The sequence below is a fragment of the Acinetobacter sp. XH1741 genome, assembly GCF_041021895.1.
In the GTDB taxonomy this organism is placed as follows: domain Bacteria; phylum Pseudomonadota; class Gammaproteobacteria; order Pseudomonadales; family Moraxellaceae; genus Acinetobacter.
The window spans coordinates 54,618-79,519 of the sequence record NZ_CP157428.1; the positions used below are offsets into that span (position 1 = coordinate 54,618).

Annotated in this window: 21 protein-coding genes and 4 tRNA genes; 8 read left to right on the top strand and 17 right to left on the bottom strand. The window is 39.3% G+C overall.

What is annotated here, in order from left to right; genetic code table 11:
• Nucleotides 1-6 precede the first annotated feature (6 nt).
• A complete protein-coding gene (locus ABLB96_RS00290) occupies nucleotides 7-921 on the bottom strand; it encodes a DMT family transporter (RefSeq protein ID WP_348898399.1) in 915 nt (304 codons plus the stop codon).
• Nucleotides 922-1,025: 104 nt separating this feature from the next.
• On the opposite strand from ABLB96_RS00290, the gene ABLB96_RS00295 reads away from it, so the two are divergent.
• Nucleotides 1,026-1,820, top strand: coding sequence for a helix-turn-helix transcriptional regulator (locus ABLB96_RS00295; RefSeq protein ID WP_348898400.1), 795 nt, complete (start codon nucleotides 1,026-1,028; stop codon nucleotides 1,818-1,820).
• Between the two features lie 70 nt (nucleotides 1,821-1,890).
• On the opposite strand, the gene ABLB96_RS00300 is transcribed toward ABLB96_RS00295, so the two are convergent.
• Nucleotides 1,891-2,532, bottom strand: coding sequence for a fumarylacetoacetate hydrolase family protein (locus ABLB96_RS00300; RefSeq protein ID WP_348898401.1), 642 nt, complete (start codon nucleotides 2,530-2,532; stop codon nucleotides 1,891-1,893).
• Nucleotides 2,533-2,570: 38 nt separating this feature from the next.
• Nucleotides 2,571-3,068: a hypothetical protein gene (locus ABLB96_RS00305; protein WP_348898402.1), complete on the bottom strand. Its 498-nt coding sequence runs from the start codon at nucleotides 3,066-3,068 to the stop codon at nucleotides 2,571-2,573.
• Nucleotides 3,069-3,291: 223 nt separating this feature from the next.
• On the opposite strand from ABLB96_RS00305, the gene ABLB96_RS00310 reads away from it, so the two are divergent.
• Nucleotides 3,292-3,984: a nitroreductase family protein gene (locus ABLB96_RS00310; RefSeq protein ID WP_348898403.1), complete on the top strand. Its 693-nt coding sequence runs from the start codon at nucleotides 3,292-3,294 to the stop codon at nucleotides 3,982-3,984.
• Between the two features lie 118 nt (nucleotides 3,985-4,102).
• Here ABLB96_RS00310 and ABLB96_RS00315 read toward each other — a convergent pair.
• Nucleotides 4,103-4,179: transfer RNA gene (locus ABLB96_RS00315), tRNA-Arg, on the bottom strand.
• Nucleotides 4,180-4,770: 591 nt separating this feature from the next.
• On the opposite strand from ABLB96_RS00315, the gene ABLB96_RS00320 reads away from it, so the two are divergent.
• Nucleotides 4,771-7,491 (top strand): hypothetical protein, encoded by a 2,721-nt coding sequence (locus ABLB96_RS00320; protein ID WP_348911692.1) that lies wholly within the window; start codon nucleotides 4,771-4,773, stop codon nucleotides 7,489-7,491.
• Between the two features lie 44 nt (nucleotides 7,492-7,535).
• Here ABLB96_RS00320 and ABLB96_RS00325 read toward each other — a convergent pair whose 3' ends face one another.
• The 4 genes from ABLB96_RS00325 to ABLB96_RS00340 form a co-directional block, all read right to left on the bottom strand.
• Nucleotides 7,536-8,129: an HAD-IB family hydrolase gene (locus ABLB96_RS00325; protein ID WP_348895861.1), complete on the bottom strand. Its 594-nt coding sequence runs from the start codon at nucleotides 8,127-8,129 to the stop codon at nucleotides 7,536-7,538.
• 105 nt (nucleotides 8,130-8,234) lie between these two features.
• Nucleotides 8,235-8,311, bottom strand: a tRNA-Arg gene (locus ABLB96_RS00330).
• A 39-nt stretch (nucleotides 8,312-8,350) separates the two neighbouring features.
• Nucleotides 8,351-8,427: transfer RNA gene (locus ABLB96_RS00335), tRNA-Arg, on the bottom strand.
• Nucleotides 8,428-8,437: 10 nt separating this feature from the next.
• A tRNA-Ser gene (locus tag ABLB96_RS00340) sits at nucleotides 8,438-8,528 on the bottom strand.
• A gap of 261 nt (nucleotides 8,529-8,789) precedes the next feature.
• On the opposite strand from ABLB96_RS00340, the gene rnr reads away from it, so the two are divergent.
• The 4 genes from rnr to ABLB96_RS00360 all read left to right on the top strand — a co-directional run bounded on the left by rnr (nucleotide 8,790) and on the right by ABLB96_RS00360 (nucleotide 14,086).
• A complete protein-coding gene (gene rnr, locus ABLB96_RS00345; RefSeq protein WP_348895689.1) occupies nucleotides 8,790-11,207 on the top strand; it encodes a ribonuclease R in 2,418 nt (805 codons plus the stop codon).
• Nucleotides 11,208-11,341: 134 nt separating this feature from the next.
• A complete protein-coding gene (locus ABLB96_RS00350) occupies nucleotides 11,342-13,396 on the top strand; it encodes a M3 family metallopeptidase (protein ID WP_348895690.1) in 2,055 nt (684 codons plus the stop codon).
• A 40-nt stretch (nucleotides 13,397-13,436) separates the two neighbouring features.
• Nucleotides 13,437-13,646: a YheV family putative zinc ribbon protein gene (locus ABLB96_RS00355; protein WP_000745518.1), complete on the top strand. Its 210-nt coding sequence runs from the start codon at nucleotides 13,437-13,439 to the stop codon at nucleotides 13,644-13,646.
• Nucleotides 13,647-13,657: 11 nt separating this feature from the next.
• The gene (locus tag ABLB96_RS00360) at nucleotides 13,658-14,086 is read left to right on the top strand and encodes a hypothetical protein (RefSeq protein WP_348895691.1); all 429 of its coding nucleotides are present in this window, start codon (nucleotides 13,658-13,660) and stop codon (nucleotides 14,084-14,086) included.
• Nucleotides 14,087-14,237: 151 nt separating this feature from the next.
• On the opposite strand, the gene ABLB96_RS00365 is transcribed toward ABLB96_RS00360, so the two are convergent.
• The 5 genes from ABLB96_RS00365 to ABLB96_RS00385 form a co-directional block, all read right to left on the bottom strand.
• Nucleotides 14,238-16,433, bottom strand: a complete 2,196-nt coding sequence (locus ABLB96_RS00365; protein WP_348895692.1) for a TRAP transporter large permease subunit — start codon at nucleotides 16,431-16,433, stop codon at nucleotides 14,238-14,240.
• A 187-nt stretch (nucleotides 16,434-16,620) separates the two neighbouring features.
• Nucleotides 16,621-17,187: a rhombosortase gene (gene rrtA / locus ABLB96_RS00370; protein ID WP_348895693.1), complete on the bottom strand. Its 567-nt coding sequence runs from the start codon at nucleotides 17,185-17,187 to the stop codon at nucleotides 16,621-16,623.
• A gap of 73 nt (nucleotides 17,188-17,260) precedes the next feature.
• Nucleotides 17,261-18,346, bottom strand: a complete 1,086-nt coding sequence (locus tag ABLB96_RS00375) for a hypothetical protein (RefSeq protein WP_348895694.1) — start codon at nucleotides 18,344-18,346, stop codon at nucleotides 17,261-17,263.
• 769 nt (nucleotides 18,347-19,115) lie between these two features.
• A complete protein-coding gene (locus tag ABLB96_RS00380) occupies nucleotides 19,116-19,505 on the bottom strand; it encodes a hypothetical protein (RefSeq protein ID WP_348895695.1) in 390 nt (129 codons plus the stop codon).
• 6 nt (nucleotides 19,506-19,511) lie between these two features.
• Nucleotides 19,512-19,769 carry a succinate dehydrogenase assembly factor 2 gene (locus tag ABLB96_RS00385; RefSeq protein ID WP_348895696.1) on the bottom strand — a complete coding sequence of 86 codons (258 nt, stop codon included), beginning with the start codon at nucleotides 19,767-19,769 and terminating at the stop codon, nucleotides 19,512-19,514.
• Nucleotides 19,770-19,959: 190 nt separating this feature from the next.
• Here ABLB96_RS00385 and ABLB96_RS00390 point away from each other — a divergent pair, with 190 nt between their 5' ends.
• A complete protein-coding gene (locus tag ABLB96_RS00390; protein ID WP_348895697.1) occupies nucleotides 19,960-21,132 on the top strand; it encodes an acyl-CoA dehydrogenase family protein in 1,173 nt (390 codons plus the stop codon).
• A 50-nt stretch (nucleotides 21,133-21,182) separates the two neighbouring features.
• Here ABLB96_RS00390 and ABLB96_RS00395 read toward each other — a convergent pair whose 3' ends face one another.
• From ABLB96_RS00395 to rpsD, 4 genes are all read right to left on the bottom strand, one after another.
• Nucleotides 21,183-22,673 (bottom strand): NAD(P)/FAD-dependent oxidoreductase, encoded by a 1,491-nt coding sequence (locus ABLB96_RS00395; protein ID WP_348895698.1) that lies wholly within the window; start codon nucleotides 22,671-22,673, stop codon nucleotides 21,183-21,185.
• A 180-nt stretch (nucleotides 22,674-22,853) separates the two neighbouring features.
• Nucleotides 22,854-23,231, bottom strand: a complete 378-nt coding sequence (gene rplQ, locus ABLB96_RS00400; RefSeq protein WP_002049717.1) for a 50S ribosomal protein L17 — start codon at nucleotides 23,229-23,231, stop codon at nucleotides 22,854-22,856.
• Between the two features lie 18 nt (nucleotides 23,232-23,249).
• Nucleotides 23,250-24,257 (bottom strand): DNA-directed RNA polymerase subunit alpha, encoded by a 1,008-nt coding sequence (rpoA, locus tag ABLB96_RS00405; RefSeq protein ID WP_002049752.1) that lies wholly within the window; start codon nucleotides 24,255-24,257, stop codon nucleotides 23,250-23,252.
• Nucleotides 24,258-24,274: 17 nt separating this feature from the next.
• Nucleotides 24,275-24,901, bottom strand: a complete 627-nt coding sequence (gene rpsD, locus ABLB96_RS00410) for a 30S ribosomal protein S4 (protein ID WP_002049716.1) — start codon at nucleotides 24,899-24,901, stop codon at nucleotides 24,275-24,277.
• Between the last annotated feature and the right edge of the window lies 1 nt (nucleotide 24,902).

The following is a 24,902-nucleotide window of genomic DNA, read 5'->3' on the forward strand; positions in this document are numbered from 1 at the left end:
CAGGGCTTAACCTTTGTTTGGTTGGCCCTGCTTTAGGCTCATTACTACTATTCCGGATAGCACCAAAATACTTCCAAAAATAAATTTCATTTCCAGTGTTTCATCTAATAACAGCACACTAAACAGAACACCAAATAATGGTGTTAAAAAAGAAAATACACCTAATCGTGAAGCTAAATAATTTCTTAATAGCCAAAACCACAACAATAAGCTTGCGAAAGATACAATCAAGGTTTGAAAACTTAAGCTTAAAACCATTAGAGTTGTTAAATGAATCGTTGTCTGGTCTGTCAAAAAAGCAATGAATAACAATAAAATAAAGCATCCAGTTAACTGATAAAATAAAGTTTGAGTCGCCGGAGCTTGAGCTAAAGAAGATAAGCGAACAATAATGGTACTTAATGCCCATGCAATTCCAGCCAAGAGTGCATACAGGTCACCAAGCCACATCTGATTTAAAGCTGATGTATTGATAGCTGTATTGGTCGGATAAAATGTAATAATAATCCCGATAAAAGCTAGAGCAATACCACCCCATTGCGCTGGGTTCAAACGTTCAGTAGGAAATTTCCAATGCAAACCTAATGCAACAAAAATTGGCGCTGTATAAAGCAGAACTACAGTATGAGAAGTAGACGTCAACTTTAGGGCTTGGGTTACGAAATAAAATTCTAATGAAAAAAATAAAGCGACAAGCGCACCAGCTTTAATGTGCTGATAAGAAAACAGATGAATCGAATGATCACGCCATAATAAAGGTAAAACCAAAATAGCAGATAGCCCAGAGCGTAAGGCGATTTGCATAATCGGTGTAATATCTGATGCTGCTATTTTTAAAACCACTTGTTGCAGTCCTAAAATCATGCATAAAAGCACCATTAAAGCCGAAGCTCTGGCATCCAGATTTTTGCGCTCTTCCATTTAGCACCTTTATTTATAGCGAAAAATCAGACTATAGAACTGTCGTGTTTACATGATATAGTGAAAAACAGACAAGCCATAAGCATTTTCAGGCAATTTTCAAAATGAAAAAATCAGCTCACCGCGTGCAAGATTTTCAAGAAATTCCTGCTCATAACTCAATTCCTGATTTACTCTGGTTTCGTGTCCGAAATGCGCCCGTAGAAACAGTTTATCCTCAACATGCACATGCATGGGGTGAATTTATTTATGCTTTTAGTGGTGTACTCGAAGTTAACATTGATCAAATTAACTATTTAACCCCTCCACCTTATGGAATCTGGCTCCCCCCTTATACAAAACATAGTGGAATTAACCGCAATAAAGTAACTCATGCCACCTTGTATATTCATGAGAGTTTGTGTCAAAAATTACCGCAGAAAGCAGGCATATTATTAACGTCCCCTCTTGTACCTGCCTTGCTAGATCATTTAAGACAACACCCTCAAGATGAAACTCAAACCGAATATTTACGGTTACTTCAAGTTTTATTAGATCAACTCATTCAAGCTGAGTTAGTCGGTAGTTATTTACCTACAACAAAGCATCCTGCTTTAGCAAAAATTTTAAATGATTTACATGAGTGCCCTGCCGATAATAGTACTTTGCAAGCGCTGGCTGAGCGAATAAATATGACTGAAAGAACCTTGGCACGGTATAGCCAGAAAGAGTTAGGAATGTCTTTGCATGAATGGCGTCAACGATTAAAAGTAATGAAAGCGATGACAATGCTCAATCAAGGCAAAACAATAGAAAGTATTGCTTTGGATTTAGGTTATGCCAGTGCATCGGCATTTATTTATATGTTTAAACGTTGGATGGGTTTCACTCCCGACCAGTTTCGAAAACTCTATCAATAAATTAATCTTGAGTGTAATAAAAAACCCTATTATCCATTGAATAATAGGGTTAAAAATTTAACGGGTTAAATTATGCTTTAACAAAGGTTTTCCAAACAAAATCTTGAGTCGCACCTTTCAAAGTCATTTTTAACTGATCCCCAGCATTTAATGGGCCGACTCCTGCTGGCGTACCCGTCATAATGACATCGCCTGGTTCAAGTGAGAATACTTGATTAATATCAACCAATAGATAAGCAATATTAAACATCAGTAAAGCGGTATTACCATCTTGACGCAACTGTTCATTAATATGGAAAGTAAATTTAGTCTCTTCCCAATTTGTGATCTCACTTACATCCACCCAGTCCGCAAGCACACATGAACCATCAAAAGCCTTTGCTCTTTCCCAAGGCTGACCTTTATCTTTTAACTCATTTTGCAAATCACGTAATGTCAAATCCAACCCTAAAGTTACCGCACCAATAGCGTGGAGTACTTTTTGTGGATCTGTTTCACCTTTTAAAGGCTGGTCAATACGTAAAACAAATTCGCATTCAAAATGACAGCTACCCCAAGCTGGATTCCATGAAATGCCTTCCTCTAAACCAATCAAACTACTTGGTGGTTTGATAAACAATACCGGACGTCCTGGCATTGCATTGTTTAGTTCTTTTACATGATCGGCATAACTTCTGCCTACACAAACGATTTTTGAAGGACGTGTTTTCATGAAGCTTCCTTTATTGTTGCGGCTATAATTCCAATAACTTATTTCTTAAATGTATTTTCAAATACAGTCTGATCTGAAGCTTGAGCGAAGGCGCGTTTAGGTACAATAATGACCGTTTTATTTTTTAGCTCAAGCATATATGTCAGCTTACCCGTCGCAAAGGTCTGCACTTCACCATATTGTACGACTTGTTTACGGCCAGCAGCATACAGCTCAAAATAATCCTGATATAAATCGATTCCTTGTTCACTCTTACCAAATTGATAACGAACAAATTGGCGTTTAAATAGCATTGGCAAAAGCCAATAGCGCATTAAACCTTGCATAACCAAGAAAAAAACACCTAAAGCAATATAGTAGCGGCCAACACCTGACAAACCTAGATAAAAGCCCCAAATAATAATCGCAACACTAATAAGAGGTGTTAAAAAACGGGTGAATTGCTTCTTTCCGAATGTCACCAAGCCGAATCCGTCTTGAGACTCTTCTAAATTTAAATAATAACGTAAAGATAAAGCGCTTTTTTGCTCGGCCATCACTATGTATCAATATTGAATAAATCGAAACTATTAGAGCATATTCATCTACGCTTTAAAATGAATCAAAAGAGATTTTTTATTTTTGTCAAACTGTAAAGCTCTTATTACCACAAGACATTTAGTCGTTTCATATATAGAACATAGATTCATATTTATAGCGCTTATTTCATATTTTTAAACTTATAGAATGTTTCTATCGCCTCTTTTATTGGAATTCACCATGTCTTTCTTCGCAAAATTATTTGGCTTAAATCAAAAAACGACAGCTCAAGAAGATGTGGTTTTAAAAGCCGCTAAAGAGCTAAAATCTTCAAATGAAGCTTCTTTCTTAGAACTTATTAAAAATCGCCGTTCCATTTATGCGATTGGAAACAAATTAAACCAATCAGATAATGAAATTGAGGAATTGATACAAGAAGCGGTAAGACACAGTCCTTCTGCATTTAACTCTCAATCATCTCGTGCTGTGATCTTATTTGGGCAGTCACATCAAAAATTTTGGAATATCGTTTTAGACGTTTTAAAAAGTATTATTCCACCTGAAGCCGTCGCTGGAACCGAACAAAAAATTCAAAGCTTTGCAGCTGGTACTGGTACGGTCTTGTTTTATGAAGATCAAAATGTGGTTAAAAGCTTACAAGAGCAATTTGCAACTTATGCTGATAATTTTCCAATCTGGTCTGAACACTCAACTGCTATTGCACAATTTTCTGTTTGGAGTGTACTAGCCGAACACGGTATTGGTGCCTCATTACAGCACTATAATCCAATCATTGATGAAAAAATTAATGCCGCATTTAATATTCCAGCTGAATGGAAATTACGAGCTCAGTTAGTTTTTGGCTCTATTGAAGGTGAAGCTGGTGAAAAAGCCTTTATTGAAGATGAAAGCCGTTTTAAAACATTTGGCTAAATAGTGATTTATTTGAGTTCTTTTAAAGCTGGTTGTCATACGCACCAGCTTTTTTTTAGTGAAACCTACAAAAAACAGGCACAAAAAAACCGCTATATATAGCGGTTAATTCTTCAAGTGGTGCGCTCAGAGAGATTCGAACTCCCGACCCCTTAGTTCGTAGCCAAGTGCTCTATCCAGCTGAGCTATGAGCGCGTACTTGATGGAGGGCATTATACGCAGTTTTTCTATTTTAGAAAGACCTTTTTCATCTTTTTGTCATCAAGCGTCTAGTTCTTAGCCATAAGAAAATATCTCTATAGCTTAACTTTTCAGAAAGAAGGATTGTTTGTCCATAAAATCTATTTGAAATATTTTTTTTCAATTAAAGTTTTTCTACTTCTAGCATCCAACTTGAGCATTTTGACCAAATTGACAGAAACAAAAGCCTAGTTTTTTAGTCAGGATTATATAAATAATATATTTCTACTTATGTAAAAGTATTTTTATAAATAAAATTATTTAACTTAAATATGTATAAAAATAATAAAAAATGGGGAAAAATACACTCATATTTAAATAATATATTATAAAAAAAATTATTATTTTTATGTCTAAATTAGAATGAATATCTAATTGTTAAAATATTATAAGTACCCATTTCTTTGGGCAGAAATATGCATTGACACTTTTTGAGATCTACCCAATACTAAATTTTAATTATTGAGATACATATCTCAATAATTGCCTAACGCAATATATAAATACTTACTTAAAAATACATAAATATACAGGAAATAGACCATCATGTTTTTATTAACAAATCTCGTATCTTCGATCTCAAAAGCTACTCAGGATCTGGGTCACATTGTATCGGTAACCCCCGTTACAAATACAGCTCCCTCTGTGAATATAAACGTTTCTGATATCAACATTTCTAATGGATCTACTGGAAATGTTTCTACATCAGGCTTACTTTCTAATGTGCTTTCAACTGTAACTAATACAGTTTCACATGTAACAACTGGCTTAGGTGGTACTGTTGGCTCAACAAGTCCATTAGGGACTGTAACCAATGTTGTTGGTGGTATAACTAGTGGCCACCCACTTGAAACTGTTACTGGCGCTATCGGTGGTGTAACAGGTGGTGCTACCGGAAGCAATCCTCTTGGTGCAGTAACTAATATTATTGGTGGCGTGACTGGTGCTATCGGCGGTGTAACTGGTGGTGCTACTGGCGGCAATCCGCTTGGTACTGTTACCGACATTATCGGTGGTGTGACGGGTGGCGCTACTGGAAGTAACCCTCTTGGTGCTGTCACTAATATTATTGGTGGCGTGACTGGCGCTATCGGCGGTGTAACTGGTGGTGCTACTGGCGGCAATCCGCTTGGTACTGTTACCGACATTATCGGTGGTGTGACGGGTGGCGCTACTGGAAGTAACCCTCTTGGTGCTGTCACTAATATTATTGGTGGCGTGACTGGCGCTATCGGCGGTGTAACTGGTGGTGCTACTGGCGGCAACCCGCTTGGTACTGTTACCGATATTATCGGTGGTGTGACGGGTGGCGCTACTGGAAGCAACCCTCTTGGTGCTGTCACTAATATTATTGGCGGTGTAGTGGGTGGTGGAACGTCTCCTCTTTCTCCAGTGGTTAACATTGTACAAAGTGGTATTGATGTTCTTCAAGGCGTTGAAAGCTTAAAAACGAGTATCATCAATACAGGAATTAATACTGTTGCAGGCACCGTAGTTGGTGTGCTTCCTCAAACAGAACATCCTGTTACTGATATCGCTCACCTCGGCACTCTAACTTTCGAAACTTCTCGTGACACAGTAAATGGTACTTTAGAAACCGTTTCACACTTAGTCGGCGGTGATATTGCAGGAGCAACTCAGTCTGCAACAGGTGTTGTGGGAACATTGGTTCATAATGGCTCAACTGCAACTGGTATTTTAACTGATATTCTGGGTGGCGTGACTGGCGCTATCGGTGGTGTAACAGGCGGCGCTACTGGCGGTAATCCGCTTGGCACAGTGACTGACATTATTGGTGGCGTAACTGGCGCTATTGGTGGTATAACAGGCGGCGCTACTGGCGGTAATCCTCTTGGCACAGTGACTGACATTATTGGTGGCGTAACGGGTGGTATTATCGGCGGTGGTACATCTCCTATTTCTCCAGTAGTTAACATTGTACAAAGTGGTATTGATGTTCTTCAAGGCGTTGAAAGCTTAAAAACTGATATTATCAACACAGGAATTAATACTGTTGCAGGCACCGTAGTTGGTGTACTTCCTCAAACTGCGCACCCGGTGACTGATATTGCTCACCTTGGCACTCTAACTTTCGAAACTTCTCGTGACACAGTAAATGGTGCACTTGAAGTTGTATCTGATTTAGTAGGCGGTAATATCCAAGGCGCAACTGATCATGCAACTGGTATTGTCAACACCCTAGTTCATAACGGCTCAACTGCAACTGGTATTTTAACTGACATTCTAGGTGGTGTTACTGGCGCTATCGGCGGTGTAACTGGTGGTGCTACTGGCGGTAATCCTCTTGGTACTGTTACTGACATTATTGGTGGTATCACTGGTGGTGCGACTGGTGGCAACCCGCTTGGTACTGTTACTGACATTATTGGTGGTATCACTGGCGGTGCTACTGGCGGCAACCCACTTGGTACTGTTACTGATATTATCGGCGGTATTACTGGTGGCGCAACAGGTGGTAATCCACTTGGTACTGTTACTGATATTATTGGCGGCGTGACTGGTGGTATCGGTGGCGTAACTGGTGGTACATCTCCTATTTCTCCAGTAGTTAATGTCGTTCAAAGCGGCATCGATGTTCTTCAAGGCGTTGAAAGCTTAAAAACCGATATTATCAATACAGGAATTAACACTGTTGCAGACACGGTAGTTGGAGTACTTCCTCAAACTGCGCACCCGGTGACTGATATTGCTCACCTTGGCACCCTAACTTTCGAAACTTCTCGCGACACAGTAAATGGTGCGCTTGAAGTTGTATCTGATTTAGTAGGCGGTAATATCCAAGGTGCAACTGATCATGCAACTGGCATTGTCAACACCCTAGTTCATAACGGTTCAACTGCAACTGGTATTTTAACTGACATTCTAGGTGGTGCGACTGGCGCTATTGGTGGCGTGACTGGTGGTGCAACTGGCGGCAACCCGCTTGGCACTGTAACTGACATCATTGGCGGTGTAACTGGTGGCGCTACTGGCAGTAACCCACTTGGCACAGTGACTGATATTATTGGTGGTGTAACAGGTGGTGCGACTGGCAGTAACCCTATTGGTGTCGTAACAGATATCGTAGGCAGCTTAACTGGCGGTACGACTGGTACAGGTAGCACAGATGTTATTTCTAACTTATTAGGTGGTGCTACTGGTGGAGTAAGCTCTACAGTATCAAGCGTAGCAAATACTGTTCATACTCTAGTACCTCAGTCATTACTTACTGATCACTTCTTAGATATCTCTGTACATACTGTTTAATAAAATTAAAGAAAGCCACTGATTAAGTGGCTTTCTTTTTTATATTAGTTCATTTCTTGCCATCTATAATATTTCTTATGTGCTAATTCTAACATTGCATAATCATTAGGTGTGTCACCATAAGCATATATTGTAGAATATTGACTTAAATCATATTTATTTCTTATTCTATTTACTTTTTCTAAATAACCACAATCACCATCAATAAAATGACCAGTTAAAATACCATCACGTATTTCAAGTTGATTACAGATAACATCTAAACCTAGAGACTGGCACCAACTTTCCAAATAAACACTCAATGAAGCAGATACGACAACGACCTGATCGCCTTGTTGTTTATGCCACAGAATACGCTCCAAAGCATTTTCACGAATACATGTAGGAATTACTTTTTTAGCAAACTCTTGTCCCATACATTTTAGGGAATTGGCATCATAACCGACATATCCCACCTGACAAAGCTTAGTTCGAATAGTTTTATCCGTTACCCATCCAAGCTTATAACCTGCAATATAAGGTGCAAGACGAAACCCACCTATTATTTGGGTTTTCCTGTCCAAAGAAAATTTAAGAAATAAACTGAATGTATCGTTATGAGTAATCGTGCCGTCAAAATCAAATAAAGCTAGATTTATTTATCATTATCTCTAATATAATTAAAAAGTTATAAATTTAATTTTTTAAAAATCACAAAAAACAGGCACAAAAAAACCGCTATAAAAGCGGTTAATTTTTCAAGTTGGTGCGCTCAGAGAGATTCGAACTCCCGACCCCTTAGTTCGTAGCCAAGTGCTCTATCCAGCTGAGCTATGAGCGCGTAACTTGTATGCCTTTCAGCGATTCGTTCTATTTTACTTGGTGCGCTCAGAGAGATTCGAACTCCCGACCCCTTAGTTCGTAGCCAAGTGCTCTATCCAGCTGAGCTATGAGCGCATTAAGTAAATGGCGGTGAGAGAGGGATTCGAACCCTCGATACCAGTAATAGGTATGCTTCCTTAGCAGGGAAGTGATTTCAGCCACTCATCCACCTCACCGGAACGAGCCGCCATAATACAAACTAAAACTCTATTGTTCAAGTCATCATAATGAAATTTTCTTGTTTTTTCGTTCAATGACTTATTTTTTAAGCAATTTCCGTATTATTTTCGTCTTTTTCGATCAAACGCTTGTTAAGATAGATATTATTTCTTCATTAAATTACTGTAGTGCATAACACATTATTGCAAACCTAAACGTGCAGTTCGGGTCTGCATGACTTATGCTAAACTTATCTGCCAAGCGTGAAACCAAAAGACATGACAAAAAACTGGGCTGACCCCGAAGCGAAAGCTGAAGCTGAACGTTATGACAATCCTATTCCAAGCCGTACTCTAATCTTAGATACGCTGGAACAATTGCAAACACCGCAATCTCATGCAGAACTTGTTGACCATTTTCATATTCGAGACCAAAAAAGTATTGAAGCTTTAAGCCATCGCTTAAGTGCCATGGTTCGTGACGGTCAACTTATGAAGGATGGGTTTAAATTTCAGTTAGTGGCAGACCAACCTACATATGAAGCGACTGTCTATATTAATAGTAAAGGGGTAGGCACAGCACATATCGATGGTCAAAATGATGTCTTGCTTCCTGAACGTGAATTACGTTTAGTCTTCAATGGTGATCGAGTCCGAGTTAGGCAGACTTCGGTAGACCGTAAAGGTAAACCGTGGGGTTTCATTACCGAAGTTATACAGCACCGTGTAAAACAGTTAATTGGTAAATTGTCAGTTCATGACGGTGAATATTTTATTCAACCTAATAATCCAAATCAGCACCAACCTATCCCATTAGAAAAAGAACTGATTGAACATGCCAAAGCAAATGTTGGCGATATGCTTCGGGTGTCGATAGATACCTATCCAACCCGTGACGAGTTTGCAACGGCGCATATTATTCAATCTATGGCAGATAAAGCTGACACGGAAATTATTATTCCTCAAACTATTCTTGAGTTTGGCTTGCCATATGAGTTTCCAGATCAGGTCTTAAAAGAAGCAGAAAGCTTTAAAGAGCCATCAGCTCAAGATCGTGAAGGTCGAGTTGATTTAAGAGATTTAGCACTGGTCACTATTGATGGTGAAGATGCGCGAGATTTCGATGATGCCGTATATGCAGAAAAACGTCCAGGTGGCGGTTATCGTGTTGTCGTTGCAATTGCCGATGTGAGTCATTATGTACGTTTAGATTCAGCGCTTAATGAAGAAGCTGAGGAACGCGGTACTTCGGTATACTTCCCTCATTTTGTATTGCCAATGCTACCAGAAGCCTTGTCAAATGGCCTGTGTTCTTTGAACCCGCATGTAGACCGTTTATGTATGGTCTGTGACCTTAAACTCTCTCGTACTGGCCGTGTAACTGGCTATGAGTTTTATCCATCGGTCATGCATTCAAAAGCACGTTTGACCTATACACAGGTAGCACAATATTTTGACGGTGCAACAGATGCGATTCCAAAAGATCGCGATGTTCATAAATCTTTAAATACGCTTTTCCAGCTTTATCAGATTCTGAAAAGTTTACGTGCTGATCGTCACGCAATGGAATTTGAAACCATTGAAACTTATATGACTTTTGATGAGCTAGGTGGAATTAAAGAAATTTTGCCACGTACACGCAATGAAGCACATAAACTCATTGAAGAATGCATGTTGCTTGCTAACGTCGCTGCTGCTGAATATGCATTAGAACATGATGTTCCGATGTTATATCGTGTGCATGAGGCTCCTGAATTCTCACGTATTCAGAAAGTAAAAGATTTTGTGAAATTGCTTGGGTTACCTTTCCCCGATCAACCTACTCAGGCCGACTATCAAAGAGTCATTGAAGCAACTAAAGATCGTATTGATGCTCCAAGCATTCATGCTGTGTTATTACGCTCAATGATGCAAGCTTACTATGGTGCAAAAAATGCAGGTCACTATGGTTTAGCGTATGAAGCCTATACTCACTTCACTTCACCAATTCGTCGCTATCCAGATTTATTGTTACACCGCGCAATTAAAGCTCATCTAAAACAAAAGCCGTATCCGCTTTCTGGTGCAGCTTTAGACGATGCTGGAGAACATTTCTCTCAAACAGAGCGCCGTGCAGATGAAGCATCACGTAGTGTCACAACTTGGTTGAAATGCCATTATATGCAACAGCACTTAGGTGAAGAGTTTATTGGTATTGTGAGTGCTGTAACTGAATTTGGCCTATTTGTTACGCTGAAAGATCTCTATGTCGATGGCATGATTCATATTAGCCAGCTTGGCGATGATTTCTTTATTTATGATCAAGCGAGCCAAAATCTTGTAGGCCAAAATCGTGGTCAAGTTTTCGGTTTAGGCGATGAAGTTAAAATTCAGGTGGCTGGTGTAAATCTGGAAGAACGTAAAATCGATTTCCAACTCCTTCAGCAAGTGACTCATGCTGGACGCGTAGTTCGTAGTCGCGCTCCTCGTACAACGAAAACGACCACCCAAGCAACTGAAGAAGTTTTTAGTAAGCCATCTCCATCAAATGATGGTGAAAAACCTGTCCGCAAAAAGAAGGAAAAAGGCAAACCAAGTTCATATGGTAAAAAGTCTGCTAAGAAAACCTCTTCAAAAGCAGAAGCTAAACCAGAAAAAGTGAAGAAAAAAGTGAAGCCTAAAAAGAAAAAATCAAACGCAAAATCTAAGGCTGAATAATTCACATATTTTTCTACCGCTGCAAATTAAGCTCCCCAAATGGGGGGCTTAATGTTTTTAAAACGTTTATTTTTCAAATTAAGCTTGATTTCCTGCCTAACAATACCTACATCTAATACTATGTTTAAAAAATAATGTGGCTAACAGCAATGACTTTACAGCAAGCGACTTTACCAACTCCCCGCTTTGATCAAATTACCTTAGATAATTTAAAACAAGATATTCAACAGGCGATTCAAGCAGGACTAGAGTTCTTAAACACTCTTACGGTTGCACCGACGGCTCCAGACCAGCAACTTGCTGTACTTGAACAGGTTGATACACTTGAAAATAATCTCAGTGAATCATGGGGTGTTTTATCGCATTTAAATGCGGTGATGAATAATAATGAAACCAGAGAAGTCTATCAGTCGCTCTTACCCGCTTTAAGTGAATATTACACTCAGCTTGGCCAACACACTGCGCTATATCAGACTTATCAACACGTTCACGATGGTCAGAGTTATACGACGCTTAGCCCAGCTAAGCAGAGCGCTATCCGCTTAGCTTTACGTGATTTTAAACTTTCAGGTGTAGCTTTAGAGGGTGAAAAGAAAAAACGCTATGCAGAGATTTCTGCACGTCTATCACAGCTCTCTTCTGATTTTTCTAACCATGTGCTTGATGCAACACAAGCTTACTTTAAACCGCTTACAGAAGATCAGCTAAAAGGTCTTCCAGAAAGTAATGTTGAGTTATTAAAACAGTACGGCAAACAGCGTGAGCTTGACCAAGCTGTCGCAACTCTAGATTTCCCTGCTTATTTTGCAATCATGACGTATGCAGATGATCGCGCATTACGTGAAGAGCTTTACAAAGCTTATGTAACTCGTGCCTCTGACCAGTCTGAACAAACAGAGTTTGATAACAGCAAAATTATGGAAGAAATTTTGAGTCTTCGCCAAGAAATGGCGAAATTACTCGGTTTCAATAACTATGCTGAATATTCTCTTGCCAGCAAAATGGCTCCCGATGTCAAAACAGTCCATGACTTTTTGGTGGACTTAGCCGAACACGCACGTTCGCCTGCTCTTCAAGAAGTTGCCGAACTTCAAGATATTGCTAAACAAGATGGGGTAGATGAACTTAAGCCTTGGGATACGACCTATTATTCTGAAAAGCTTAAACAACAGCAGTTCAATTTGTCTCAAGAAGCTTTAAAACCGTACTTCCCTGCTCCTAAAATTATTCAGGGATTATTCCAGATTGTACAGCGTCTCTACGGCATTAATATTGTTGAACGTCAGGCCCCTGTCTGGCACCCAGATGCACGTTATTTTGAGTTAGAAGACCAAGGCCAAGTGGTTGGTGGTTTCTATTTTGATTTATATGCCCGTACAGGCAAACGAGGCGGCGCATGGATGAGTGGTTTCCGCTCACGTATGCAAACTGCTCATGGCTTGCAAAAACCAATTTGCTACATGGTGTGTAATTTTACTCCACCTGTAGGCAACCAACCTGCGTTACTGACCCATGATGAAGTCATTACTTTATTCCATGAATTTGGACATGGTTTACATCATATGCTGACTGAAGTAGATAATATTTCAGTTGCAGGTACTCACGGCGTTGCTTGGGATGCAGTTGAACTGCCAAGCCAGTTTATGGAGTTCTGGTCATGGGACAAAGAAAGTCTTGATGTTTTAAGTGAGCATATAGAGAGCAAACAGACCTTACCGCAAGAGCTACTCAATGCTTTATTAAATGCACGTTTCTTCCAGTCTGGTATGCAAACTCTACGTCAGCTTGAATTTGCGTTATTTGACTTGACGATTCACACCAAGACTCCTGCACTTAATAGCGAGCAAATTCAGCAAACTTTAAATGATATCCGCAAGCAATATGCTGTAGTTCCAACAGTCGACTATAACCGTTTCCAACATAGCTTTAGTCATATTTTTGCGGGCGGTTACGCTGCTGGATATTACTCTTACAAGTGGGCAGAAGTTTTAGCAAGCGATGCATTTGATCGTTTTGAGCATGAAGGAATTTTCAATACTCAAACGGGTAAAGAGTTCCGTCAAGCGATTTTAGCAGTAGGCGGGAAAGACACTGCACTTGAAGCATTCGTCAATTTCCGTGGTCGTGAACCTAAAATTGATGCATTGTTACGTCATCAAGGTTGGACGAACGATAACAAAACCGCTTAAACTATGGGCCTAAATTGATCGTGTGGTTAGGGTGATAAAGATGAAAAAACGTTTCATTGCTGGGGCAAAATGTCCGAAATGTGAAGCCATAGATCGGATTGTCATGCTAACCACCGCTGAAGATGAATGGATTGAATGTATCGAATGCGGTTATAGCGAAAATCGACCGACTCATATTGATGAGCCTGAAACACCTGCTATACCGGATGAAATTGGAGTAATACAGTTCAAGCCTCGTCGTTCTGACTAAAGGTCTTAACCATGCCACTACAAAGAAAACAAAACTCAAAACTCTTGTGGATTTTAATTGGGGGCTTAAGCATTCTTGTAGTGCTTTTTTTCGCAGCACAATGGTTTTTCAAAAAAAATGAAACGTCAGCGCCACTGGTTGATCCTCAACCTGCCTCGGTACCTGTTCCTGAAAAAACTACAAAACCTTCAGCAAGCTCTGAACCCGCAGCTCAAACACAAACGGCAAGTTCACAACAACTTGTAAATGAAGATGTGCTGAAACAACCTGTCCCTGCGCAAGAATCTTTAGCCAAAGAAGAAGTTTCAAAGCTCAATGATATTCATCATCAACTGCAAGATCAGGAAGCGACCTTAAAAGCGCAACATGCTGATGCAGACCAGCTCATTAAACTAAAAGAAGAACAAGTGAAACTACTTGAAGCTCAGGTAAAACAGTAATAGAACTTGTTTTTACTGTATTCACTCTGCAAAAAAGCGAGCCTACTATGGACTCGCTTTTTTATGTTATTAAATTTTGTTCAGAATATTTTATCTACAAAAAAACACCCCCGTTAAAGGGAGTGTTTTTATTCTAGTTCTAAGTTTTAACTTAGTGATACCAACCAAATAGTTTGAACACTAATGGCGTGTACGTCACTAATACCAATGATGAGAACAAAACAATAATTGGTAATAACCAACGTTCATATCGGTAATAGAAACTTGTGTATTTCTCTTTAGCTTCTGCATCCGCAGCATTTACCTCATCATCTCCAACGGATAACCGCGTTAATAGATGGTTTAAGGCAACTGGTGGTGTTACATAACCAAATTCGAATGCAACCAATACAATCATCCAGAAATGAATTGGATGAATACCATTTTCGTAAGCTACAGGAGCAATCGTTGCTGCTACTAAAATTACAGCACCAAATGGATCTGTACACATACCGATAATAGCAAGTAACAATGCAATACATGCCAGTGATATATAGATACTGCCTAAATGAGTTGGTAATAATTCAACCACTTCAGAGCGCTCAATTAAACCACCTACACTTGCAGACAATGCCATCAAAATAATTAAGGCACCGATATGCCCAACTGTTTCTGATGTCGCAAAACGCAATGCGCCACCAAAACCAAGACGGAACTGCGAACTATGCGGATCGTGTGATTGTAAGAACGGAGATTTTTTCTCATGTTCACGAACAATTGCTTCATGAATATTTAAAGCTGGTGTCTCTTTAGGCATCACCAATTTATCGTACAAGATCATCGCAATCAGTACGAGTGGCAGAATTACTGGTGCAGTAAATTCGTTCATTCCGGTATCTAATGCATATTTATAAAATGCAAGAACAACTACTGTAATTAAGATGTATGGAATAACGGGTACAAAAGCTCGTGCCATGCCTGGAAGTGCTACTTTCGGTGAGTTCACACGGAACTTTTCCTCTGCCAAGAAAAGAGAGACACCTAAGAAAATAAATGCAGTTAACCAGAATACGTAAATACCATGTCCAAATAATTCGTCAGATGTAACATGGCGACTGTCCAACATCGCAATTAGAACGACCAATAGACAAGGACGTACCACAACACCTAATGAACCTGACATTGCAGATACAGCAAGTGCATACTGACGGCGAGCACCTGCATTCCAAACTTCCTTATAAATAATCGCACCGGCTGCAATAACGAAAATCCCTGATGCACCTGTATAAGCTGTTGGTACAGCAGCAGCAATCAGAATTAACCAAGTTAAGGTTTCTGGCGCCAAGTTCCATGGACGAAGTACATTTAAGAACAAGTCCATAACACGTGTTTGTGTAAGCAACATACCTGCCCAAATAAATAAGGCAAGATTTAAGAAGATACCTGAGAACTCAACCAACAAACCAAGGTAAATCCCTTGCCCCATTGGATAGTCCATAAAGAATGTGAAGACAATACCTGTAATTAGTGCCATATAAGCATATAAAGGCACAGAGAGTAAGGCTAAGCCTATGTTACCGCCTTCACGTTTTGGTGGAGGTGAAACAAATAGTTGATACAGGCTAATTAAGCTCAGAACAACAAACAGAATCATCCATATCCAGTAAATCGTTATTGTTTCATAAGTAGGTGTTACCCCAGAGTTAATCACTGAACGATACTGGCTAATGACAGAGAAACTTAGTAGCGCATTACCAAGCACCATAAAGATGGAATAAACTTTGTAGTCCAGCTTTGTTGCGGGGTTACGTAAACCAATATGGTGGAATTTTAACGATGCAGTGATGGCTGAAATCAACACCATAAACACCAGCAAAATTGCACGGTTTTCCGTACCAAACTTAAATATACCGAAGAAACCTGTTTCAATCGTACGATAAGTACGTACGCCTGGGTTTGCTTCAATATACTTCATCATTTTGTCGTAAGCCTGATACTTCTCTTCACATTGTTGCTGTGCCGCCTGTAGGGATGCACGGACATCACTTTCTGAAGCTGCACCAAAGAAACTTGAGAAATCATCAGATGCGTTCGCTTTCATTTGCTCTTTTACTTGAGCATCAATATTTGGATGTCGATCGCATGACGGTTTTTCAGGCTCGGCCCGCAAAAATGAATATTGCATGCCTATCGCGGGATCACCATAAAGACGTTCCCCGATACGTAATAATTGCCCGTGGATCATTTCCCCGGTACCAATTATAAGCGTCATTAATAGCAGAATGAGGATAACGAATGTTGAGATCCATTCGTTCCATATATAACCCAGCAGACCTAATCCAGATCTTTTCTCTTGATATTCTTGCATAAATATTCCAATTTTGTTCTCTCAAACCCCTCGTAACAAAGGCTTTGAGTCATGCAATTTCCTTGGCCAGGGGTATCATCCATTCCCCTTCTACCAATCCCTTTATTCAACGATCAAATTTGCATCAAACTTTATGAATAAAGAATGACTAAAATCTCTTTTTTAACAGTTTGTATTGTCAATCTTTCTATTTGAATCTTTGTATAAGCCAATAGCATCCTCCAAAGATTGCACCGCCTATTGCCCCATATAAATGAGCTTCAGTTAACACGGGACTCCCTATCAGCTGTGCTGTCCCTGTTTGCCCAAAGGTATTTTCCCAAATCAGCTTGGTAATAATTAAACCTAATACCAATAATGCAAAATTCCTTTCCTTACGGTATTGCAAATAAACTAAGGCAACCGCCGTATATAGCCCATGGAGTACTCCAGATAGACCAGCATATGCATCGATATAAGGTAGATAAAAATAAAAAACCAAACTAATAAAAGGAGGTAAAAGAAAAAGAAGACTTAGGATATGCCACACTTTGGTATGCGGGAATATGAAGGGTAGACACGCAAATGCCAACATATTTAGAAGAAAGTGAATCCATCCAACATGCACCCAATGTGCTGTCCATAAACGCCAAAACTCACCCAGTAAGCTTTCACGCCAATAAATAAAATAATCGGGAAATACTTGTAGACATGCAGAAACAGAGATGCACCCTGCGACCAAAAGCACTTTTTTATTGAGTACATGATCCTTCATGGCACACTCCTTTCAGATCAAACTCCTTACGATCATTAATTGCCATAAGAAGTTCATTTCTTCAGTTCTTTTACTACTCTACAGGTGCAGTTGTTGAGTCAGCTGGAGCTTCTGATGCAGCTCCACCATCAAATAACTCATCCAATTCGGCTGAACCCTCATTTTTCTCATCCCAGAAATGAGACATACCACCATCACCTGTACGAACACCGGTATGTTCAGTCCAGTAACGATCAGAAATACCACGGACAATAAGACCTGCCATGCTATCAATTAACTTAAAGTTCGGATTTACTGGTTTATCCTCTGCTTGAGATGCTGCATAAGTTTTTAAAGCATCACGAATTTTTGCATCATCACCACTTGCTTGAGCAGCGACCGCATAGAGTGCATGAGACAAGCGAACACCCTTTTGCTCACCAATTTGCACTGACTGTTTTAAAGTTTCATACGGATCAGGCTTACCTTCATTCGCCCCTGGCAATAAAGTCCAGATCACCGCACGGGTTGCATTTGGTGCACCCCAGAATTTTTGGTTATCAAGACAGACCATGCCACGCTCTACAATAGCAGCAATATCTTTCGGAACATTGACAGAACCACCTGAGTTAATGTCATTTGTCACAGCTTGAAGACCACTAATCATTCCAAGTAAATATACGGTCTGATCGGTATCACTACGCATCGTTGGACAAGAGTCACCTAAATGATATTTATATTTAGATTCCCAACGATCAGCAAACAACTTATAACCCGTATATTGGCGTTCAGCAGCAATTGCAGCCCAACGCTTTTGTGCAATACGCGCATCTTGAGCTTCTGTTACCTGCCCTGATTTTGAAGCACGTAAATAACGCAGTTCAGCTTCTAAAGCCTGATTTTCTGCACATACACCTGAAGCGGCATACATTAAAACAGCGACACGAGTTGGATCGGCACCCATTCCTTTAGTAGACATAATTGCAGGTGTTAAGGCACTACCAGTATTACAGACCATTTCAGCATCTTGCATGGCTAAAATAGGTGGAACAACGTGTTTTTCAGTAAAACCCAAAGCAACATTTGCTCCACTTTTCACGACGTATGAACAACCTGATAAAACTGAAGCTGCAAGAAAACTCATCGCCAAACCTTGGCTTATTTTTTGGACTTTAGACATCTTCCTGTCCTCGATTTAATTTGTTTTTTCCTTTTCAGATGTACATTAGCAGATGCATATCTTGAATAAAAGAGTAATTACTCTAATTGTAGCGCTTATACTTTGACACACTTCACAGCAGATAAAATTGACACTTTTTCAGGGAAACAGAAATTTTAGGCAAAAAAAAGTAGCATTGCGACGGTTCAGCACATGCTACTTATTAACTGGGATAAGCTTTTAACGGCTTATATTATTGTTGTTCTATATAATCCTTGAGTAAAGTTCCTGCTCTTCCTACTACTACAGCCATAACAACTGCAATTAACAGAAACATCCACATTGAAATCTCCATGAGAGACCTCCTTACTACATTCGCACCCAGTTAAAAACTGGACACTTGATGAAATGAATCGATTAACCAATTAAACTATTGACTGATCGACGACCTTTGCATCCTCTGTCTCTTAACTTTGCTATAACTAGCTTTGTTAAGATGTTCCCTGAGTAAAGTTCCTGCTCTTCCTATCACCACTGCCATAATTATGGCAATGACCAAGAACGACCATGTTGGCATCTCCATTTGAGACCTCCGACACACTTTACGTTGGTGTTTGTACTTTAACCGATAGAATAATAACCATATTGAGAAATTGTCGGACAATTAGCTTTCTAGTCTTTTTTTATGTATTTTAACTAGACAATTTGAATTTCCTGAAAAGAAATAAACCATAATCTATTGATTTTTATTATTTTAAAATAAATATACAAATGTAGAATTGTCTAACAATTAATAGAATTTTTCTAAAGTTTTGAGTCTTTTCCACTGTGATAAAGAAATTTGATCAAACCAAATAATAGAAGTCTGTGACTTATGGCCCTCAAAATAGATCACTATGAAAATCTGATAATCAATTATTTTTAAAATCTTTACACGAGAAATTGTTGTTTCTGAATGATAGGCAAGTGACCATAATTTCTGATCCAAATAAGCAATTTGGACAAGCTGTGGTCGCTTTAAAAAGAAAGCAAAACTTATGAACAGTAAACTGATCGCAACCAACCACCATAATAATGGCATGAGTTGATAAAATAGAATTGCTAAACTTAAGCTAATAAAAAACTGAAATACAATCGCGAAACGGCTATATTTCAGTTTAAAATTCAAATGTTTGACCAAAACTAATCAGCCATGAACATAGTGCTTTAATTTATGAATAAAATCACGTAATTCAGTACGTGGCGGTTCAGAAACTTCCATAAACCAATCAAGTAAATCAGGATCTTCCTGCTCTACCAATTCAGCAAATAATGCTTTCTCTGCAGGCTCTGCCTTTAAGTAATAATTTTTCACATATGGGTCAAAATAGACATCAATTTCCTTTAAACCGCGACGTGCACGATAGATTACTTTGCGTTCTTCCAAGGTCATTTCTTCAGACATTTATTTCCCCATCTGCGTTGATAGTGCGCATAGTTTACCTGATCACATTAGAAAGTTCGCTAAAAATATCAAATTGACCAAACTTATCACTTCATAGCCAGAAATGAGCATTCATCACATTGTTAGACCTAGTGTATTTCTCGTATGTTTAGACTCATAACATCAAGCCCAAACCAAGGAAGAAATACAAATGCAATCTGGTGCTATTCGTCCCATTCCAAATATGTTACCTCGTCACCTATTTAATGAAGAACATGAAGCTTTTCGGGAAACAGTGCGTAAATTTTATGAAAAAGAAGTTGTACCAAATACTGAAAAATACGAAAAGCAACAACATGTTGACCGCGATCTTTGGAATAAAGCTGGCGCATTAGGCTTACTCTGCACCACTATGCCAGAGCAATACGGTGGTTCAGGTGTAGATCGTCTATACAGCATGATTCTTATTGAAGAACAAGCATATGCGATGGATTCAAGTACAGGTTTTTCTCTACATTCAGATATTGTAGCCAACTACATCAATAACTTTGGAAATGAAGAGCAAAAACAGAAATGGCTGCCTAAAATGGCTACAGGAGAAACAGTTACTGCAATTGCCATGACTGAACCGGGTACGGGCTCAGACTTACAAGCAGTTCGTACTACAGCTGTACTTGATGGCGATGAATATGTCATTAATGGGTCAAAAATATTTATTACTAATGGCTACTTATGTGATATGGCCATCGTCGTTTGTAAAACAGGTAACAGCGATAAAGGATCTGCCAATTTATCACTTATTATGGTTGAAGCTGATCGTGCGGGTTTTACTAAAGGCAAACCACTCAACAAGATTGGCATGAAAGGTCAAGATACGTGTGAACTTTTCTTTGATAACGTGCGCGTTCCTAAAGAAAACCTTTTAGGCATGGAAGGCATGGGCTTTATTATGCTTATGAAGGAATTAGCATGGGAACGGATGTTAGTTGCTATTATTTGCCAAGCTGGCGCTGAAGCAGCATTTGCACATACTGTTCAATATACGAAAGATCGTAAAGCCTTTGGCAAACCAATTGGTGCTTTCCAAAATACACGTTTTAAGCTCGCTGAACTCAGAACAGAAATAGATTTTTCCCGTACCTATTTAGATCGTTGTATGGAGTTACAACTAGATGAAAAATTAAGTGTTGAAGCTGCTGCAGCCGCGAAATATAAAATTTCAGATATTTTCTCCAAAGTGGTTGATGAATGTCTTCAACTACATGGCGGCTATGGTTATATGATGGAATATCCAATTGCTCGTGCTTATATTGATCATCGAGCAAACCGTATTTATGCAGGCACCAATGAAATTATGAAAGAACTAATTTCCAGATCACTTTAAGACTGCCCATAAAAAAGGAGGCATAATTGCCTCCTTTTTTATTTCAGATCTCAAGATACAAGCTTTGGCTTACGTGTATTTACATCTGAATGTTTGTGAAAGTGAAGAATGCCATCATCAAATTTAGCATTTTGTAGCGACTTTCTATCTTCAAGATAATTATTGGTCACTTGCCATGGAGCATGCTTACCTTGCTTCGGAAGCTCATGAGCTGCACGACCAATATAACCAGAAGATAATTTACCCATTACAGTATCTTCTTCCATTTCGTTCTTATCGCCTGCTGGAACAACTTCATCATAGTTATTTTTGTCCATATAATTTAATAGACGAGAAATATAATCAGCTGCAATATCAACTTTTAATGTCCAAGAGGCATTCACATAACCAATAATCATTGCCATGTTTGGAATGTCACTTAGCATAATGCCGTTATAAAGCATGTGTTCTGAAGAGTTGATTGGCTTACCATCAACCTTAGCTTGAACACCACCCATGACTTGCACCTGTAAACCTGTTGCAGACACAATAATATCGGCATCAAGATGCTTACCTGATTTTAATTGGATACCTTTTTCAGTAAATTTCTCAATCTGATCAGTTTCAACACTTGCCTTACCTTCACGAAGAATCTTGAATAAGTCACCATCAGGCACTACACACAAACGCTGATCCCAAGGGTTATATGAAGGCGTAAAATGTTTCATATCTACTTTACCCTTAAGTTGCATTTCAATTGCCTTTAAGAGTAAACGACGAACTACTTTAGGATGCTTTTGAGACAATGCATAAATAGCTCTTTGCATACCAATATTACGAGCACGTGTAAATTTATAAGCCGCTTCTTCGGACATAAACTTACGCGTCTTCTCATAGATAAAATCAATAGAAGGAACGGTCGCGATATAGGTTGGTGAGCGTTGCAACATAGTTACATGCCCCGCACCACCTTTTGACATTGCAGGAACTAGAGTAATTGCAGTAGCTCCACTACCGATAATGACTACTTTTTTACCCGTATAATCTAAATTTTCTGGCCAATGCTGCGGATGAATAAGTTGACCTTTAAAAGCTTCTTGATTTGGGAATGTCGGTGCATAGCCTTGGTCATAATTATAATAACCAGTACAACCTACAACAAAGTTAGCCACCCAAGTCTGCTGTTTTTTATTGCTATCTTCAACAACAATATGCCATTTCTTCGATGCAGAATCATAGTTCGCAGAAAGTACACGATGGCCAAAGTGAATCTTCTCTTTTAACTTGAACTCCTCAATGACTTCGCCTAAATAACCTTTAATAGAAGCACCATCTGCGAGTACATTTGCTTTACGCCATGGTTTAAAGTTAAAACCGAAAGTAGACATATCTGAATCTGAACGAATACCAGGATAACGGAAAAGATCCCAAGTTCCACCAAAAGATTCACGACGTTCTAAAATTTCAAACTGACGTTGTGGAGAATTTTTAGATAAATGGGCAGCAATTCCTATTCCTGAAATACCAGCGCCAATGATTAAAATATCAACTTGCTTTTCCATTTTATTTTTATACCCATTGTTGAGAATATGACTTTATTAAAACACAATTTTGACAATACACAATGTCAAGTTTGACCGTTTATCCGTTTTTTTATGTCACTTGAGGACATTTTTTATTTTTGTCGTTTTCAGAAAATAAAAAAGACCGGCATAAAGCCGGTCTTTTTCGAATAATATCAATTATTCAGCTGAAGTATTCACTTCACGATCTACAAGCTCAACGTAAGCCATCGGTGCTGCATCACCAGCACGGAAGCCCGCTTTAAGAACACGTAGATAACCGCCGTTACGTTCTTTGTAACGAGGGCCGAGTACGGTAAATAATTTACCTACAGTTGCAGCATTACGAGTACGAGCAAATGCTAAACGACGATTTGCTACAGTATCGTTTTTTGCTAGAGTGATTAAAGGCTCAGCAACACGACGTAATTCTTTAGCTTTAGGAACAGTTGTTTTGATCAACTCGTGTTCGAATAAAGAATTAGCCAAGTTTTGGAACATCGCTTTACGATGGCTGCTTGTACGGCCTAATTTCACACCACTATTACGATGACGCATGGTGATAGTCCTACTTAATTAACGGCTACGATAGGCAAAACGGTCGTCCATACGAAGACTAGCTGGTGGCCAGTTTTCAAGACGCATACCGAGTTGTAAGCCTTTCGATGCCAAAACATCTTTGATCTCTGTTAACGATTTTTTACCAAGGTTAGGAGTTTTTAACAACTCAACTTCAGTACGTTGAACGAGATCACCAATGTAGTAAATATTTTCTGCTTTCAAACAGTTAGCAGAACGAACAGTAAGCTCTAGATCATCTACTGGGCGAAGCAAGATTGGGTCAACTTCTTCACGAGGTTCTTGAGCAACTGGAGTTTGGTCTTTCTGAAGATCAACAAAAATTGCAATTTGTTGTTGCAAGATAGTTGCCGCTTTACGGATAGCTTCTTCAGGATCAACCGTTCCATTTGTTTCAAGATCGATTACCAGTTTATCTAAATCAGTACGTTGTTCTACACGCGCATTTTCAACGGTGTAAGAAACACGTTTAATCGGGCTATAAGAAGCATCTAATTGCAAACGACCAACAGGACGTGTCTCACCTTCAGGGAAACGAGAATCAGATGTTTCATAACCACGACCTTGTGCAACCTTCAAGCGCATTTTTAATGAACCTGAAGCACTCAAAGTACCAATTAAATGATCTGGGTTAACCACTTCAACATTATGAGGTAAACGAAGGTCAGCAGCAGTAATATCGCCAGGACCTTGTTTCTCTAATGTTAAATAAGCTTCATTTTGATCGAACAGCTTAATAGACAATCCTTTTAGGTTCAGCAAGAGCTCGACGATGTCCTGCTGCAAGCCTTCTAAAGTACTGTACTCGTGCTCGACACCTTCTATCTCTACTTCAACCACAGCTGCGCCAGGTAAAGAAGACAATAGAATGCGACGTAAAGCATTACCAAGAGTGTGGCCAAAACCACGCTCTAAAGGTTCTAGAATCACTTTTGCCGAGGTCCCGCTAACCGCTTCGACCTTGATCGCTTGCGGAGTTAGAAACTCGTTTGCAGTACGCGTCATTATTGCTACCTCAAGGATTATTTAGAATACAATTCTACAATCAAGCTTTCGTTGATTTCAGCAGGTAAATCAGAACGATCTGGTGCAGCTTTAAACGTACCTTCAAGTTTAGAATGATCAACATCAATCCAAGCTGGAATACCACGTTGAGCAGCTAATTCAATCGCGTTTTTGATACGCAATTGTTGCTTAGCACCTTCGTGAACCGCAATTACATCACCCGCTTTAACTTGAATAGATGCGATGTTTACACGACGACCATTCAAAGTAATGCTACGGTGACTTACTAACTGACGAGCTTCTGCACGTGTAGAACCAAAACCCATGCGATAAACAACGTTATCAAGACGGCTTTCAAGCAATTTCAACAAGTTCTCACCAGTTGCGCCTTTAACACGAGCTGCTTCTTTATAGTAGTTACTAAATTGACGCTCTAACACACCGTAAATACGACGGACTTTTTGTTTTTCACGTAATTGTAGTGAATACTCAGATTGCTTACCACCGCGAGCCTGACCATGTTGACCAGGTGCTTTGTTAGCTTTTTTAGTTTTGACGTCAAATGGTTTAACGCCAGATTTAAGTTGCAGGTCTGTCCCTTCGCGGCGAGAGAGTTTGCATTTTGGACCAATATAACGAGCCATG